This window comes from Antarcticirhabdus aurantiaca (assembly GCF_009765365.1).
GTDB lineage: Bacteria > Pseudomonadota > Alphaproteobacteria > Rhizobiales > Rhizobiaceae > Antarcticirhabdus > Antarcticirhabdus aurantiaca.
In genome coordinates this window covers 17,937-32,944 of record NZ_VTOM01000021.1, presented here as the reverse complement: position 1 = coordinate 32,944, position 15,008 = coordinate 17,937, and the positions used below count along the sequence as shown (strand labels likewise).

15 protein-coding genes are annotated in these 15,008 nt (G+C 73.4%); 6 read left to right on the top strand and 9 right to left on the bottom strand.

The window, feature by feature from the left end:
* Window positions 1-123: 123 nt before the first annotated feature.
* On the bottom strand, window positions 124-2,220 hold the full coding sequence (locus FZN60_RS21660) for a methyl-accepting chemotaxis protein (protein WP_158875601.1): 2,097 nt from the start codon (window positions 2,218-2,220) through the stop codon (window positions 124-126).
* A gap of 222 nt (window positions 2,221-2,442) precedes the next feature.
* Here FZN60_RS21660 and FZN60_RS21655 point away from each other — a divergent pair, with 222 nt between their 5' ends.
* Complete coding sequence (locus FZN60_RS21655) at window positions 2,443-3,735, top strand: MFS transporter (RefSeq protein ID WP_246727059.1); 1,293 nt, start codon at window positions 2,443-2,445, stop codon at window positions 3,733-3,735.
* A gap of 5 nt (window positions 3,736-3,740) precedes the next feature.
* Here the strand turns inward: FZN60_RS21655 and FZN60_RS21650 are convergent, their stop codons facing one another.
* The 5 genes from FZN60_RS21650 to FZN60_RS21630 form a co-directional block, all read right to left on the bottom strand.
* Window positions 3,741-4,448: an HAD family hydrolase gene (locus FZN60_RS21650; protein WP_158875599.1), complete on the bottom strand. Its 708-nt coding sequence runs from the start codon at window positions 4,446-4,448 to the stop codon at window positions 3,741-3,743.
* Entirely contained in the window at window positions 4,445-5,242 is a 798-nt protein-coding gene (locus FZN60_RS21645; protein ID WP_158875598.1) for a glutamine amidotransferase, read from the bottom strand. The genes FZN60_RS21650 and FZN60_RS21645 overlap by 4 nt, the downstream gene beginning before the upstream one ends.
* The gene (locus FZN60_RS21640) at window positions 5,239-5,721 is read right to left on the bottom strand and encodes a tellurite resistance TerB family protein (protein WP_158875597.1); all 483 of its coding nucleotides are present in this window, start codon (window positions 5,719-5,721) and stop codon (window positions 5,239-5,241) included. Before FZN60_RS21640 ends, FZN60_RS21645 begins: the two co-directional genes overlap by 4 nt.
* A 198-nt stretch (window positions 5,722-5,919) precedes the next feature.
* Window positions 5,920-7,476 carry a heme biosynthesis protein HemY gene (locus FZN60_RS21635; RefSeq protein WP_199266622.1) on the bottom strand — a complete coding sequence of 519 codons (1,557 nt, stop codon included), beginning with the start codon at window positions 7,474-7,476 and terminating at the stop codon, window positions 5,920-5,922.
* A gap of 12 nt (window positions 7,477-7,488) precedes the next feature.
* The gene (locus tag FZN60_RS21630; RefSeq protein ID WP_158875596.1) at window positions 7,489-8,886 is read right to left on the bottom strand and encodes a COG4223 family protein; all 1,398 of its coding nucleotides are present in this window, start codon (window positions 8,884-8,886) and stop codon (window positions 7,489-7,491) included.
* Here FZN60_RS21630 and FZN60_RS21625 point away from each other — a divergent pair.
* Window positions 8,810-9,748, top strand: coding sequence for a hypothetical protein (locus FZN60_RS21625; protein ID WP_158875595.1), 939 nt, complete (start codon window positions 8,810-8,812; stop codon window positions 9,746-9,748). The two genes, FZN60_RS21630 and FZN60_RS21625, sit on opposite strands and share 77 nt — an antisense overlap.
* Before the next feature lie 44 nt (window positions 9,749-9,792).
* On the opposite strand, the gene FZN60_RS21620 is transcribed toward FZN60_RS21625, so the two are convergent.
* Together FZN60_RS21620 and hemC are read right to left on the bottom strand one after the other, a co-directional pair.
* Window positions 9,793-10,494, bottom strand: a complete 702-nt coding sequence (locus FZN60_RS21620; protein ID WP_158875594.1) for a uroporphyrinogen-III synthase — start codon at window positions 10,492-10,494, stop codon at window positions 9,793-9,795.
* 6 nt (window positions 10,495-10,500) lie between these two features.
* Complete coding sequence (hemC, locus tag FZN60_RS21615) at window positions 10,501-11,463, bottom strand: hydroxymethylbilane synthase (RefSeq protein WP_158875593.1); 963 nt, start codon at window positions 11,461-11,463, stop codon at window positions 10,501-10,503.
* A gap of 182 nt (window positions 11,464-11,645) precedes the next feature.
* Here hemC and tsaD point away from each other — a divergent pair, with 182 nt between their 5' ends.
* The 4 genes from tsaD to FZN60_RS21595 are packed head-to-tail and all read left to right on the top strand — an operon-like array spanning window position 11,646 to window position 14,509.
* Window positions 11,646-12,734 carry a tRNA (adenosine(37)-N6)-threonylcarbamoyltransferase complex transferase subunit TsaD gene (gene tsaD / locus FZN60_RS21610; protein WP_158875592.1) on the top strand — a complete coding sequence of 363 codons (1,089 nt, stop codon included), beginning with the start codon at window positions 11,646-11,648 and terminating at the stop codon, window positions 12,732-12,734.
* Window positions 12,731-13,732, top strand: a complete 1,002-nt coding sequence (locus FZN60_RS21605; protein ID WP_158875591.1) for an NAD(P)H-dependent glycerol-3-phosphate dehydrogenase — start codon at window positions 12,731-12,733, stop codon at window positions 13,730-13,732. The genes tsaD and FZN60_RS21605 overlap by 4 nt, the downstream gene beginning before the upstream one ends.
* 31 nt (window positions 13,733-13,763) lie before the next feature.
* Complete coding sequence (locus FZN60_RS21600) at window positions 13,764-14,051, top strand: YciI-like protein (RefSeq protein WP_158875590.1); 288 nt, start codon at window positions 13,764-13,766, stop codon at window positions 14,049-14,051.
* Between the two features lie 8 nt (window positions 14,052-14,059).
* On the top strand, window positions 14,060-14,509 hold the full coding sequence (locus FZN60_RS21595) for an EVE domain-containing protein (RefSeq protein ID WP_158875674.1): 450 nt from the start codon (window positions 14,060-14,062) through the stop codon (window positions 14,507-14,509).
* On the opposite strand, the gene FZN60_RS21590 is transcribed toward FZN60_RS21595, so the two are convergent.
* Window positions 14,510-14,899 (bottom strand): RcnB family protein, encoded by a 390-nt coding sequence (locus FZN60_RS21590; protein WP_246727052.1) that lies wholly within the window; start codon window positions 14,897-14,899, stop codon window positions 14,510-14,512.
* Window positions 14,900-15,008 lie beyond the last annotated feature (109 nt).

Here is a 15,008-nt window from a genome sequence, read left to right as displayed (position 1 = left end):
GCATTTCCTTCTGTCGACGTGATCGGGAAAGCCATTCTTCTCCCGCCCTGACGGACCCGCGCGAAACTTCCGCGACGTGGAAGCGCGGCGGGGCCATTCGGCGGTCGCCGGTGCGCGACCCACTCAGCCGCTGAGACGCTCGAAGCCGGCTTCGCCATCGAGGTCGAGGGCCGTGCCACCCTGTCCGGCGGCAGGGCGGCCCGATGCCGGCCGGGCGGCAAAGCCCTGCGCCCGGGCCTGCAGGGCGCGAATGCCGAGGCCGGGATCCTGCGCAGCGGCCGCCGCGGGCGCCTCGTCGGCCGCGCGCGCGTCCATCCGGCCGATGGCCTGGGCCCGCGCCCCCGCGTCGAGCTTGAAGAAGCCGGCGCGCTCGTTGAGGTTGGAGGCCTCGCCGGAGAGCGCTTCGGCCGTCGCCGTCATCTCGTTCGCCGCGCCGGCGTTCGCCTGCGTCACCTGGTCGAGCTGCACGATCGACTGGTTGATCTGCTCGATGCCGATCGACTGCTCGCGGCAGGCCGCCGAGATCTCGCCCACCAGCTCGGCCGTCCGGCGGATGTCGGGCAGGAGAGCGTCGAACTGACGGCCGGCCTCTTCCGAGACGCTCAGCGTCGTCGCGGACAGCTCGCCGATCTCGGACGCCGCCTGCTGGCTGCGCTCGGCGAGCTTCCTCACCTCCGAGGCGACGACCGCGAAGCCCTTGCCGTGGGTGCCGGCCCGCGCCGCCTCGATGGCGGCGTTGAGGGCCAGGAGATCGGTCTGGCGGGCGATCTCCTGGACGACGCGCACCTTCTCGGCGATCGAGCGCATGGCTTCCAGCGAGCCTGTGATCGCCTGCCGGCTCTTCTCGGCGCTCGCCGCGGCCTGGGTGGCGACGGTCTCGGCCTGGGCGGCGTTCTCGGCGTTCTGGCGCACGTTCGCGGTCATCTCCTCGATCGCGGCCGAGGTTTCTTCCGACGCCGCCGCCTGCTCGGTCGAGCCGGAGGAGAGCTGCTCGGCGGCCTGGGCCGACTGGCGCGAGCCCGACGCCACCTGGGCGGCGGAGCCGAGAACGTCGGACACGATCTGGGACAGCTTGCCGCTCATGGCGTTCATCGAGCGCAGGAGGTCGCCGATCTCGTCGCGCGCCTTCGCATCCACCCGCTGCGACACGTCGCCCGCACCGATCGCGTCGGCGAACCGGACCGCGCGGGTCAGGCCGCGGCCGATCGACAGGGCGATCCAGGTCGCCGCCGCCGCGCCGAAGACGAGCGAGCCGGCAACGAGGGCGATCAACATCCAGCGCGTCGTCTCGAAGCTCGTCGCCGACTGGGCGACCGCCGCCGAGCCGGCCTCGCGAGCGGCGGCCGTCACCTGGTCGAGGCGCGCGTTCAGCTCGTCCGACAGGGGTCCGAGCTTCGTTCGGTTGATCTCCGTGATCCGGCCGTAATAATTGTTCTGGCCGTAGTCGCGCTGCTCGCGCGCCTCCGCTTCCAGCTTGTCCCAGGCCGTCCGGAGCGCGGCGACGCCGTCGGCGCGGCGCTGCCCGACGGCGCTGGCCGCAAAGGCGGCGAGGCTCTTCTTCGCCTTCTCCGACGCCGCCGTCAGGCGCGCATTCGCGCGCTCGATGTCCGTGTCCGTCACGCTCACCACGGCGGCGACGGCGTGGAGACGCATCATCATGGCGCCCATCTCGACGTCCGAGAGCTGCTGGAGGACCGTGGCGGCTTCGGGTCCGGCAGCCGACACCAGGCCCGCCCGCAACCGGCCGGCGGCGTCGGTGACGGCGGCGGCGCCCGGCGCGGTCGCGATCATGGCGTTGCTGCCGGCGAGCGCGTCCGAATTGTCGGCGAGCTCCATCGCCTCGCCGAAAACCGTCTTGACCTCGCCGGCGAGCGACTGGACCTCGGAGAACAGGGCCTGATCCTGGCCGCCCACGAGGCCGGACAGAGCGGCGAGGCTTCTGTCGAAGCCGCTCCAGGCCGCGTTCATCTCGTCCTTCAGCTGCGCCGTTTCCTGCGGGTCGCTGGTGACGAGGATGCGCAGGAGGATCCGCCGGATGTCGGCGAGATGCAGCTGCAGCGAGAGGCCGTTCTCGACCTGGACGAAGGGCCCTTGGGAGAATGCCATCATGCCGGCATTGGACCGCGACAAGGCGGCGGTCCCGGCATAGCCGGCAAGGCCCAAGAGCAGCAGGACGACGGCGAAGGCCACCGCGAGCTTCGCCTTGATGGTCATGCGCATCCGAACCGGTCCTCGAAACAGGAGGTTGCCCGCGGCACACGTCGCAGCCGCACGTGTAGCCATCCATCGTTCAAACGGCTTGCGCCGGGCTGGCCGGCACCCCCAAGCCGCCGCCCGGCCTTGACTTCGACGGCCCACGCTGCGCCTGTGCTCGCCGCTCCGCCCTCGCCCGTGCCGCGCCGCGGCGGTCCGATCCTTCGGAGTTCCTTCGCCTTGAACGACATCATCGACGAGCGGACCGGCTCCGCGCCGGGCGGCGGCGCCTCGCCCGTTCCGGTGGACGACCGGTTCGCAGCCTTCCGCAATCCCCGCTTCCGCGCTTATTGGCTCGCCCGCTTCGCCTCCTCCTTCGCTGTCCAGATCGTGGTGACGGCGGTGGGCTGGCAGATCTACGACCTGACGCGATCGACGCTCGACCTCGGCATCGTCGGCCTCTGCCAGTTCCTGCCCTCTCTGGCGCTGTTCCTGTTCACCGGGGCGGCGGCCGACCGCTGGTCGCGCCGGCTGATCATGGCGGGCTCCAGCGCGCTGGAAGGCGTCGGCGCCCTGGCGCTCCTCCTCCTGACGATCCACGGGCTCGTTTCGCCGGTGCCGGTCTTCGTCGTGCTCGTCGGGATCGGCGCCGCTCGCGCCTTCTTCGGACCGGCCTCGCAGTCGCTCGTCGTCAACCTCGTCACGCGCGACGAGCTCGCCAACGCAGTCGCCTGGAACTCCTCCTCCTGGCAGATCGCGACCATCGTCGGGCCGGTCGCGGGCGGCCTCCTCTACGGCCACGCCGCCGAGACGGCCTATGCCACCGGCTTCGTCCTGTTCGTCGCGGGCGCCGTTCTCGCCTTGATGATCGGCCGCACGGCCCGCGACGCGGAGGTCGCCGCGGAAGGAGCCGCGCCCGAGCCGGTGACGCTGGAAACGGTCGCTGCCGGCTTCCGCTTCATCCGCCGACAGCCGGTGGTGCTCGGCGCGGTGACGCTCGACCTCTTCGCGGTTCTGCTCGGCGGCGCGGTGGCCCTGCTTCCGGCCTATGCGCGCGACGTCCTCCATGTCGGCGAGTTCGGCCTCGGACTGCTGCGCGCGGCGCCCGGCGTCGGCTCGCTCGCCATGGCGGCCTGGCTCGCGGCCCATCCCGTGCGCGACCATGCGGGGATCGTGATGTTCGGCTTCGTCGCGCTGTTCGGCGCCTTCACGGTGGTGTTCGGCCTGTCGACCGCGCCGTGGCTGTCGATCCTGGCGCTCGCGCTGATGGGCGCGACGGACATGATCTCGGTCTATGTGCGCGAAACGCTGATCCAGCTCTGGACGCCGGACGAGGTGCGTGGGCGGGTGAACGCCGTCAACCTCCTCTTCGTCGGTGCCTCCAACGAGCTGGGCGAGTTCCGCGCCGGCGTCATGGCCTTCTTTATCGGCGTGGTGCCGGCCGTGGCGGTGGGCGGCGCGCTGACGATGGGCGTCGCCGGACTCTGGGCCTGGATGTTCCCGCAGCTGCGCCGCGTCCGGCGGCTCGCCGCGCCGGAATAAGGGGGTCAGCCGATCTCGGCGAGGATGCCGGGCAGGTGGCCGAGATCGGGGATCAGCCGGAAGCGGGCGTGGCCGGTCGGCTCCTCGGCCGCCTCGAAGGCCCAGAGCCGCTCGTGCGGCACGTGGACGGCGAAGGCGCCGGCCTCGAGCGCGGGAAGGACGTCGGACTTCAGCGAGTTGCCGACCATGAGGGCGCGCTCCGCCCCGTCGCCGTGGGCGGTGAAAATCCGGGCATAGGTGCGCGCCGTCTTGTCGCTGACGATCTCGACGCCGTCGAACAGATCGGCGAGGCCCGAGGCTTCGAGCTTGCGCTCCTGGTGGAAAAGGTCGCCCTTGGTGACGAGAAGGAGGCGCACGCCCCCGGCGCCCCGCAGCGCTTCCACCGCCTCCCGGGCGTGCGGCAGGAGCTCGACGGGATGATCGAGCATCGAGCGGCCCGTGGCGAGAAGCTCGGCCACCAGCGCGTGAGGCGTGCGCTCGCCGAGGATCTCCACCGCCGTCTCGATCATCGACAGGATGAAGCCCTTCACCCCGAAGCCGTAGAGCGGCAGGTTGCGCCGCTCGGCCGCGTGGAGGCGCGTCGCGACGAGATCGGCCGGCGCGTGGCGCTCCAGCGCCGCGACGAAGCGCTCCTCGGCGGCGTCGAAATGCGTCTGGTTCTGCCAGAGCGTGTCGTCGGCGTCGAAGCCGACCGTGGTGACGCGGCGGGTCACGACACGCGCCGCCCGAAGATGCGCGCGAGGAACTCCTCCAGCCAGCGCAGCACCGGCGCGTCGTAGACGGCGCGGCCGTCGAAGTGCTGGCGCCGCCCCTGCGCGCCCGGCAGCGTCAACCGCTCGTGGCCGCGCACGGTCCAGCGGTGCATCATGGCGAGCGTCAGCTCGGCGTGGAACTGGATGCCGAAGGCGTTGTCGCCGTAGGCAAAGGCCTGGTTCGGGTACCAGTCGCCTTCGGCGAGAAGCGTCGCCCCGCGCGGCAGATCGAAGCCCTCGCGGTGCCACTGATAGACCATCTCCGGCCAATGCGGCACGAGGCGCCGGCCTGCCGGCGTGGCGCGGATCGGGTAGTAGCCGACCTCGACGAGCCCGTCGGGGCGCGGGCCGACCGTGCCGCCGAGATGCTTCACCAGCATCTGCGCGCCGAGGCAGATGCCGAGAAACGGACGGTTCTCCGTCAAGGGCACCGCCATCCAGTCGACCTCCGCCCGGAGATGCGCGTCGGGATCGTTGGCGCTCGGCGGGCCGCCGAAGACGACGGCGCCGCGATGCGCGTCGAGGGTGTCGGGCAGCGCGTCGCCGAGCACCGGACGGCGGATATCGAGCGGAACGCCGTGCCGGGCGAGCACCTGCCCCACGCGGCCGGGCGTCGAGCTTTCCTGATGCAGCACCACGAGGACCGGACGATCGTCGCCGGGATCCTCCAGGCTGTAGCGGGGCGGACCGGGCACGGGATCGACGGGTGCCTCCCCGGCGTCGTGGTCCGGCGGCTCGAAAGGGGAGTCCGTCATGCGCCTTCGCTTCGTTCCCGGAGGCGGTCTTCCGCGCTGCGCTTTGCGATCATCCGGTCGCGGGTGGAGACGCCGAGGAGCTCGCAGACGCGCCAGACGATGTTGTCCTCGAGCTCGTGGACGCCGCCGTCGACATAGGCCACCCGCCACAGGAGCTGGACGAAGGCCAGCCGCTCCTCCGCCGAGAGCCGGCGCAGGAGGACGGAGGTGAAGTGGTAGAGGTCGACCGCCTCGGCGTCGGCCTTCTCGCCCGCGGCGGTCACGGCGGCGGCCTCGGTGTCGCTGAGACCGTAGGCCTCCGCGAGCATCCGCTTCAGCCGGGCGCGCTCGGGTCCGGACACGACGCCGTCGGCCTCGGCGACGTGGTGGAGCAGCGCGGCGGCCGCCACGCGCGGGTCGTCGTTGCCGTCGCGGCCGAAGCCGCGGGCGCCCTCCTCGCCGCTCAGCGTGCGCAGGAACTCCTTGACGGCCTCAAACATCGGTCGGTCCGAAACGTGACGCGTGGAACAGGTGAGCGGGAAACGTTTGCTCCCGCTCACCTGTTCTGCCGCAAGTTCCGCCGCAATGCAAAAACCTCCGATCGCGCCGAACCCTCCGATCGTTGGCTGGCTGGGTCCGATCTCCCCCGAACGGGGCGATCGCTCAGCAATCGGCGGTGCGGGGTTGGACCCTCGCCGTCAGGCGCGAGCCGGTGCGGGCTCGCCGGCGGGGACGGAGGCCGCGGCTCCCGTCCGGGTGGCCGCCGTCGCCTCGACGGCGGACTTGCCGGCCTTGGCGTCGGGCGCGTCGGGCGCGGGCACCGCGACCTTGGCCGCGCCGTTGGTGCCAGCGGCAGCGCCCGTGCCGGCGGCCGGGGCGGCCTCGTGCGCGATCGCGCCGCCGCCACCCACCGTCTTGGCCTCGTCGCCGGGCGCGTTCTCGATCACCGGACCGAGCGCGCCGCTCGGCCGCTCCGGCGGCACCTTCCATTGGAAGGCATCGAGCCGGCCGGTGACCGGCGAGACCGGCGCCCAGTGCTCGGCGACGTAGCCGTCGGCCATCCAGACGGGATCGCGCGGGGCGCGGATCGCGCGGGCGAGCCACTCGCGCACGCGCCCGATCTGCCCCGTTTCCTCTTCCTCGATGTCGGCGAGAAGAAGATAGCCGCTCTGGCGCGGCTCGGCGGCGACGGCGGCGAGCGCCTGGCGCCGGGCGAGCGCGAAGTCTCTCGCGTCGAGCGCGGCATGGGCGAGCGCCATGTGGCTCTCGACGTTGCCGGGCTTGAGGTCGCGCAGCCGCTCGGCGCGCTTGATGCGGTCGGCGACGCTGTCGCCGGGACGGGCGTTGACGTAGGTGTCGGCGATCTCGGGATGGGCCGAGTTGGTCCAGGCCGTTTCCAGGATCTTCGAGCCGCCGCGCAGGTCGCCCAGCCGGAACATCGCGCGCGCCGCGGCGATCGCGGCCGGCACGAGGTCGGGCGCGAGCTTGGTCGCCTCCACCGCCGCGGTCTTGGCGGCGGCCGGGTCCTTCTCGGCGAGGTCCATCGCCTTGCCGGTGAGGAGCACGGCGCGCATGCGCTTGGACTCGTTGCGGTCGATGAGGCGCGCCTCGCGACGGGCTTCGAGGATCGCGAGCGCGCCCTCGTAGTCGCCTTCGACGGATTTGGCCTCCAGCACCGCGCCGCCCGCCCAGGGAAGCTGCGGGGCGACGCGCGCGGCGCGCTCGGCATAGTAGCGGGCCGCGGTCGAGTCGCCGGTGCGCTCGGCTTCGAGGTAGAGGCCGCGCAGCGCCAGGAGACGCGTCTCGGGATCGCGCTCCATCTGCTCGAAGGCCGAGCGGGCGCGGGCGTGATCGCCCTCGATCATCGCGGTCTGCGCGTCGAGGAAGCGCACCAGCGGCTCGCGGCGGGCGCCGAGGAACTTCTCGGAACGCTTGGCCATGCGCCGGGCGAGCACGGCGTCGCCGGCACCGGCCGCGATGATGCCCTGGCTCAGCGCCGCGTAGCCGCGGTCACGCTTGCGCCCGCTCCACCACGAGCCGACCGAGCCGGGCGTCTTGAACAGGAGCCCGATCAGCCAGACCGCGAGAAGCACGGCGAGAACGAAGAGGGCGAGCACGATGATGAACACCGTGACGCTGGTCTGGACTTCGTTGCCGAGCCAGTTCAGCGACACCGTGCCCGGATTGTCGGCCAGCCAGGAGAAGACGAGCGCGCCGACGAGGACGAGCAGGAAGAAGGAGAGGATCCGAAGCATCGTGTGGTGTCCTCAACCCTGTTGGCCGGCGGCGGGCGCAGCCGGAGCCGCGCCATCGCCCCCGAGGACGCTGCCGAGCGCGTTGCCGACCACCTCGTCGGCGGCGACGCGCGCTTCGACCTCGCGCTGGTAGTCGGCCGAGGCCTGCTTGGCGGCCTCGGGCAGCGACTGCCATTCGGTGAGCCAGCCCCGCCAGTTGCCGGCCTCGACGGCGGCGCTGAGCCGCGACGTGCTGGCGGCAAGGCCGGTCTCTCCGGCCGGCGCGGCGCCGGAGGGCCGCACGGAGACGAGGCCCTGGAGGCCGGAGAATATCTGCTCGGAGACCGGCGCCGTGCTCGGCGGTGCTTCGGAGGCGAGGATCGCGCGCTCCACCTCCGGCCAGCGGGCGGCGAGCGCCTGCGCCGAGGGCACGCCGTCGGCAGCGAAGCCCCGAAGGCGGTCGGTGGCGGCGGACGCCCCCTCCCCGCCCGTGCGGGCAAAGGTTTCGAGCTCGCTCATGAAGGGGCCGCCGCGGTCGACCGCGGCCTTGAGGCCGGCGGCGGCCAGCGCGACGCCGGCCTCGCGGTTGCTTTCCTCGACGGCGGCGACGCGCGTTTCGAGCCCGGCGATCGCGCTCGTCGCCTCCTCCCGCGCGCCCTCGGCCGCTTCCTGGGCACGGCCGGCGGCGGCGCCCGCGTTGTTGGCCGCGTCCTGCGCGTTGCGCACTGCGCCGGCCGTGGCGTTGGCGAGCTCCTGCGCGGCGCGGGCGGTGTTGCCCGCCTCCGTCGCCGCCCCTTGCGCGGCCTCGGCTGCGCCCTGCGCCGCCTCCGCCTGGCGCTGCGCGGCGCCGGCCGCGTCGCGCGCTTCGGTCGCGGTGGTCTGGGCCGCGGCCGCGGCCTGGCTCGCCGCCTCGGCCGCGCTGCGCGCCTCCGGGCCCGCATTGGCGCCCGACTCCAGCGCGGCGAGGCGCTGGTCGAGCGCGGTCAGCTGCGCGGGATCGACCGCCGGCTGGGTCGCCGACTGCGGCGTTCCGCCGGTGCCCGCCGCCTCGATGCTGGCGATCTGGCCGCGCAGCTGCTCGATCTGGTCGGCGAGCGCCTGGGGCGAAGGGCCGGCCGTGTCGCCGGCATCGGTCGGCGCCGGGCTCGCGGCCTGGGGCGCGACGGCCGGCAGGACGCCGGCATATTGAAGGGCGGCCGCGCCGCCGAGCGCGAGAACCGCGCCGATGACGCCGCCGGCGAGCGCCCGCCCGAAACCGCCGCCGGAGCCGTGATCATGCGCGTGCGAATGGCCGTGGCTCGGGGTCGAAGCGGAAGCGGGCGTCGACGACGGACGCGGCGCGGCGGCGGCGGGCTTGGCCGCCGCGCTCGTCGATCCGCCTGCGGTCGATCCCGGCGATGCCGACGGCGAGGTTGTGCCGGGCGCGGCCATGGCCGCACCGCCGGCCGAGCCGGAGCGCGCCGTTTCGAGCGACAGGCCCGGCCTCGTCGCGGCACCCGCGGCGGCGACCGCAGCGGCGGCACCGGCGCCGGTGCCGGTCGCGGCCGGAGCCCCGGTGGCGGCACCGGACGGCTTGCCGGCACGCAGCTCGCCCGCCTTCGTGGCAGGGCCGGAAGCACTGGTCGCCGGTGAGGGCGCAGCACTGGCCGTCGACGACGCCGGAGCGGATGCGGACGCGGGCTTGGCGCCGGATGCGCTGCCGGCCGCGGAGGGCGCCGCGGGCTTTGCGGTCGCGGATGGCGAACCGGCGACGGGCGTCGCCGGCTTGGACGACGGGCTCAGCCCTTCCTCGGCCGCGAAGGCAGCCTGCGGGCTCGCCTTGGCCCCGGAGGCGGGCGGCGAGGCGGGAGCCGCACCCGGCTTGGCCGGCGCCGCCGGCTTGGCGGCCGATGCCGATGCCGATGCCGTCGCCGTGGTCGACGGCGGTGCGGAAGCCTGCGGCGCGGCAGGCGCGCTGCCGGACTTCGCGTCGCCGATCGTGGCGGAGCTGTACTTCACGGCGCTTGCCGACCGATCATCGGCCGGCTTGGCCGGGCCTGCCGTGCCGCGGCCCGCGCCTTCGGCGCCGCCCGACTTTTGTTCCGGTGTCTTCGCCACGGGATCCTTCTTCTCCGCTACGAGGTCGATCGTCGCGGGCGTGCGCTTGGGCCGGGAGCGGCGCTCTCGATCGTTCATCCCGGAGTCCTCCCGTTGTTCAAGCGAAGCCGCGCTCGGATGGGTCGGTTCGACGCGGCGGCGCGCGAATCGCAGAACGTTCGCGCGCCGCCGCCGCGCCGCAGGACCCCAGAACTAGAGCCTGAGGAGCGCCTTGAACAGGTGCGAACGGGCTCGTCGCGCTCAAGCATCGACGAGGTCGAGAAGCGCGTCGAGCCGGGGCGCTGCCGGAACGCGCGTCCGGCCTGCGCCGAGGGGCCCGAGCGCAGCGGCGATGCGGGGCGACAGGCACAGAAAGAGCAGGGCGCCGGGACCGGTGCCGGGCAGGCGATGAAACAGGCGCAGGAGGCCGGTGGCCTGTCCGACGGACAGGACGAGGACCGCGTTCGCCCGCGCTGCGCCCGAAGCGGCGAAGGCCTCGGCTCTAGGTTCGAGCGCGACCGTCCGGTAAACATCCCAGGCGCGAAAGCCGAGGCCGGCGGCCTGAAGGCCCGCTTCCAGGGTGCCGGTGCGCGGCTCGCCGGCGGCGTAGAGGAGCGGTCCGCCCCCCGCGCCGAGATGCGCGAGAACATCGGCGCCGAGATCCTCCGCCGCGCCGCGTCCGGCGAGAACGGCCGGAAACCCCGCGTCCAGCGCGGCCTTCGCGCTCGCCTCTCCGACGGCGAAGACGGGGCGTGGATCCGACGCGAAGCGCCCGGCCAATGGCGCGACCGCGTGGGCGCTGGTGATGCAGAAGCCGCTCCACGCTCCCGGCGGCGGCGGCTCGCCGGTCGCCTCGATCCGCTCCAGCGGCAGGCACACGGGCGCGTGGCCGCGCCGGCGCAGGAGGTCGGCGGTGCGCCGGGCGCTGTCTTCCTCGCGCAGAACGAGAACGGTCGCGCCCACGATCGTTCAGATCGGCCGGATCGCGCCGGCCGCCCATCCGGCGAAGAAGTCCGGCCCGGCCTCGGCGAGGAGGCTTTCGCCGGCGCGGCGCCCGATCGCCTCGGCCTCGGCCGCCGGCCCTTCCTCCCGCGTCTCGAAGACCGTGGCGCCGTCGGGCGTCAGGATCAAGCCGCGGAAGTCGAGCCGGCCGGCTCCGTCGAGGCGGACATGGGCGGCGATCGGGGTGCGGCAGGAGCCATCGAGCGTCGCGAGAAAGGCGCGCTCGGCCGTCAGCGCCGTGCCCGTTTCCGCGTGGTGGATCGGGGCGACGAGCGCTGCGGTCCGGGCGTCGCCCGCCCGGCTCTCGACGGCGATGGCGCCCTGGCCGGGTGCGGGGGGGAAATCGGCGGTGTCGAGGATTTCCGTCGCGACCTCGGCAAGGCCCAGCCGGTTGAGGCCCGCGAGCGCCAGAAGCGTGCCGTCGACCTCTCCGGCCTCGAGCTTGGCGAGGCGCGTCTGGACGTTGCCGCGGAAGATCACGAGCTTCAGATCCGGGCGCAACCGCTTCACCTGCGCCTGGCGCCGCAGCGAGGCCGATCCGACGACGGCCCCGTGGGGAAGGTCGGCGAGGCGGCGCGCGGCGCGCCCGACGAACACGTCGCGAACGTCCTCGCGCGGCAGGAAGGCCGACAGGACGAGCCCGTCCGGCAGGATGGTCGCGACGTCCTTGGCCGAATGCACGGCGAGGTCGATGCGGTTTGTCAGAAGCGCGTCCTCGATCTCGCGGGTGAAGAGGCCCTTGCCGCCGACCTCGGAAAGCGGCCGGTCCTGGATGCGGTCGCCGGCCGTCGACATCACGACGATCTCGAAGTCCGCTTCGCTCAAGCCGTGCGCGCGGGCGAGGCGGTCGCGCACCTCGTGGGCCTGGGCGAGCGCGAGGCGGCTGCCGCGCGTGCCGATGCGGATGAGGTCGGACGATCCTGCGGCCATCGTGGCGGGCCTGCCTTTCGAATGCGAGTGCTGTGATCGCCCATTTAATCCCCCGCGGCGTCCGGCGGAACCCGCGAGGGCCGGTTTTCTGCCCCGCCGTGCCGCCCGGGCTGGCGCGGCGTGCCGCGGCTCGCTATGTCCGCCCCATCACACCGACGACTTCTTCGAGTTCGAGCCCGCCCGTGACGGACACCCTCATCCTCGGCATCGAGACGAGCTGCGACGAGACCGCCGCGGCCGTGATCGGCCGGGACGCGGCGGGCCGCGCGCGCATCCTGTCGAACGTCGTGCGCTCGCAGGTCGACGAGCACGCGGCCTATGGCGGCGTCGTGCCAGAGCTCGCCGCGCGCGCCCACGTCGAGGCGATCGACGCGATCGTCGCGGCGGCGCTCGGCGAGGCCGGCATCGCCCCCCGCGACCTGTCGGCGATCACGGCGACGATCGGGCCCGGCCTCGTCGGCGGCCTTCTCGTCGGCGCATCGACGGGCAAGGCGATGGCGCTGGGGCTCGGCCGCCCCTTCGTCGGGGTCAACCACCTCGAAGGCCACGCGCTGACGCCCCGACTTACCGACGCGGTCGACTATCCGTTTCTTCTCCTTCTCGTCTCGGGCGGCCACACGCAGATCCTCCTCGTCGAGGGACTCGGGCGCTATCACCGCTGGGGCACGACGATCGACGATGCGCTGGGGGAAGCCTTCGACAAGGCGGCCAAGCTCCTGTCGCTGCCCCATCCCGGCGGCCCCAACGTGGAGCGGGCGGCCGAAGGGGGCGATCCGCGCCGCTTTCCCCTGCCCCGCCCGCTGAAGGGCGAGGCGCGGCTCGACTTCTCGTTCTCCGGCCTCAAGACGGCGCTGCGCCAGGCGGCGAGCGCGGCCGCGCCCTTGAGCGAGCGGGACGTTTCGGACCTTTGCGCGAGCTTCCAGGCCGCCGCCGTCGACGTCCTCGCCGATCGGGTCGGCCGTGCCTGCCGCCGCTTCCGCGAGGCCTTTCCGGACCTTGCCGAACCGGTCATCGCGGTCGCCGGCGGCGTCGCGGCGAACCGCTCGATCCGCGCGAGCCTGGAGGCCGAGGCGGCACGCGCCGGCATGCGGCTGATCGCCCCGCCGCTGTCGCTGTGCACCGACAACGGCGCGATGATCGCCTATGCCGGGCTGGAGCGGCTGGAGGCCGGGATGACGGATCCGCTCGACGTGGCCGTGCGCTCGCGCTGGCCGCTCGACGCCGCCGCCGCGCCCCTCGTCGGCTCGGGCAAGCGCGGAGCCAAGGCATGAGCGACGCGGCCCCCGCTCCGTCGATCGCCGTTCTCGGCGCCGGCGCCTGGGGCACGGCGCTCGCCAACCTCTACGCCCGCGACGGCCGAACGGTGACGCTCGTCGCACGCGACGGCGCGGCCGCGGCGCGCATCCGCGAAGCGCAGGCGAACGAGCGCTACCTGCCCGGCATCCGCTTGTCGCCCGACCTCGCGGTCTCCGGCGAGCTTGCCGGCGCGGCCACCGCGGCCGGCATCCTCCTTCTCGTGGTTCCGGCGCAGGCGCTGCGCGCCGCCCTTCGCGGGGCGCGCGGTGCGAGCCTCGCCCCCGGCGTCCTCGCCGTCGTCTGCTCCAAGGGCATCGAGCGCGAGACCGGCCGCTTCGCCTCCGACATCGTCGCCGAGGAGCTTCCGGATGCGCGGGTGGCGGTCCTGTCCGGGCCGAGCTTCGCCGACGACGTCGCGCGCGGCCTGCCGACGGCCGTCACGGTGGCCGCCGGCACCGAGCCGCTCGCCGACGAGGCGGCGCGATGGCTCTCGGCCGAGGGATTTCGCTGCTACGCCTCCGCCGACATCCGCGGCGTCGAGGCGGGCGGCGCCCTGAAGAACGTTCTGGCGCTCGCCGCCGGAATCGTGTCGGGCCGCGGCCTCGGCGCCTCGGCGCTCGCCGCGATCGTCACGCGCGGCTTCGTCGAGCTGCGCCGCCTCGGCCAGGCGCTCGGCGGGCGGCCGGAAACGCTGATGGGCCTGTCCGGCCTCGGCGACCTCGTGCTGACCTGCTCCGGGCCGCAATCGCGCAACTTCGCCTACGGCGCTGCGCTCGGGCGCGGCGACGACCTGTCCGGCCTGAAGCTCGCCGAGGGCGTTTATTCCGCCGGCATCGCCGCCCGTCTCGCCCGCGAGGCCGGCATCGAGGCGCCGATCGTCGAAACGGTCGCGGCGATCCTCGACAACCGCCTCACCGTCGACGAGGCGGCGCGCGCGCTTCTCGCCCGGCCGCTGAAGCGCGAAACCGACTGACCCTTTTCCGCCAGCCTCAAAGGACCTCTCGATGCTCTTCGCCCTTCTCTGCGACGACAAGCCCGGCGCCCTGGCGCTGCGCAAGGACACGCGCGCCGCCCATCTCGACTACCTCGCCAGCCTCGGCGAGGGCCTCGCCTTCGCCGGCCCCTTCCTGAACGAGGCGGGCGACCCGGTCGGCAGCATGGTCGTCGTCGAGGCGGAGAGCGAGGAGGCCGCCCGCGCGATCGCCGCAAACGACCCCTATGCCAAGGCCGGCCTCTTCGCCGCGGTGAGCGTGCGCCGCTGGAACTGGGCTCTCAAGAACCCGAAGGCGTGAGCGGCCCGATGCGCTTCTGGCTCTTCAAGTCCGAGCCCTCGACCTGGTCCTTCGAACAGCAGGTCGCCGAGGGCGCCAAGGGCACGGAATGGACGGGCGTGCGCAACTACGGCGCCCGCAACTTCATGCGCGAGATGCGCGTCGGCGACCGCGGCTTCTTCTATCATTCCAACGAGGGCAAGGCGGTGGTCGGGATCGTGGCGGTCTCGGCCCCCGCCCATCCCGATTCCACGGCGCCGGGCACGGCCTGGGAGTGCGTCGATATCGCCGCGGTCTGCGCCGTGCCGAAACCGGTGACGCTCGAAGCGATCAAGGCCGAGCCGGCGCTCGGGGAGATGGTGCTCGTCAACAATTCGCGCCTGTCCGTCCAGCCGGTGATGGAAGCCGAGTTCACGCGGATCTGCGAGATGGGCGGCCTCGATCCCGAGACCGCCCGCACGGCGCCCGTTCCCGCCTGATCAGCGGCCGGCGATGATCGCACCGATCAGTCCGCCGACCGCGGCGACGAGCAGGTAGTCGTTGTTGACGCGCACCCAATGCTGGCCGCGGCCCGGCGCGTGGAGACCGTAGCGCCGGTAGTCGCGGACCACCACGCCGCCGCCGGCATAGCGGCCGCCCTTGCGCACCCAGGCCGGCCGGGCATGGCGCCGGTCGTCGCGGCGGTCCAGCTGGCGCTCCAGACGCCGCACGTCGCGGCGGGCGTCGCGAAGCTCGCGGCGCTCCTCGCGCAGCTGGCGCTCGGTGTGCCAGCGGCTCTGCGCCGAAGCATCCACCGCGGTCAGAACGGGCGAGGCTGCGAACAGCAGCGCGAAACCGGCAAGTACGATCTTCCGCATCTTGAACTCCATCAGTCTTTCCCGGACCGGTGCCGACTTCTTCTTCGGCCTCGTCCTTGACATCGACAATGACGCCGGACGGGTGAACTTCGGATGAACAGATCCGGAACATCCATGTCTT

What these genes read in the sequence shown, in the direction of transcription:
- FZN60_RS21635 (WP_199266622.1), bottom strand. Translation starts at nt 7,476, where the DNA reads ATGCTTCGGATCCTCTCCTTCTTCCTGCTCGTCCTCGTCGGCGCGCTC.
- FZN60_RS21590 (WP_246727052.1), bottom strand. Translation starts at nt 14,899, where the DNA reads ATGGAGTTCAAGATGCGGAAGATCGTACTTGCCGGTTTCGCGCTGCTG.
- FZN60_RS21660 (WP_158875601.1), bottom strand. Translation starts at nt 2,220, where the DNA reads ATGCGCATGACCATCAAGGCGAAGCTCGCGGTGGCCTTCGCCGTCGTC.
- FZN60_RS21630 (WP_158875596.1), bottom strand. Translation starts at nt 8,886, where the DNA reads ATGGCCGCGCCCGGCACAACCTCGCCGTCGGCATCGCCGGGATCGACC.
- FZN60_RS21605 (WP_158875591.1), top strand. Translation starts at nt 12,731, where the DNA reads ATGAGCGACGCGGCCCCCGCTCCGTCGATCGCCGTTCTCGGCGCCGGC.
- FZN60_RS21595 (WP_158875674.1), top strand. Translation starts at nt 14,060, where the DNA reads ATGCGCTTCTGGCTCTTCAAGTCCGAGCCCTCGACCTGGTCCTTCGAA.
- hemC (WP_158875593.1), bottom strand. Translation starts at nt 11,463, where the DNA reads ATGGCCGCAGGATCGTCCGACCTCATCCGCATCGGCACGCGCGGCAGC.
- FZN60_RS21645 (WP_158875598.1), bottom strand. Translation starts at nt 5,242, where the DNA reads ATGACGGACTCCCCTTTCGAGCCGCCGGACCACGACGCCGGGGAGGCA.
- FZN60_RS21600 (WP_158875590.1), top strand. Translation starts at nt 13,764, where the DNA reads ATGCTCTTCGCCCTTCTCTGCGACGACAAGCCCGGCGCCCTGGCGCTG.
- FZN60_RS21640 (WP_158875597.1), bottom strand. Translation starts at nt 5,721, where the DNA reads ATGTTTGAGGCCGTCAAGGAGTTCCTGCGCACGCTGAGCGGCGAGGAG.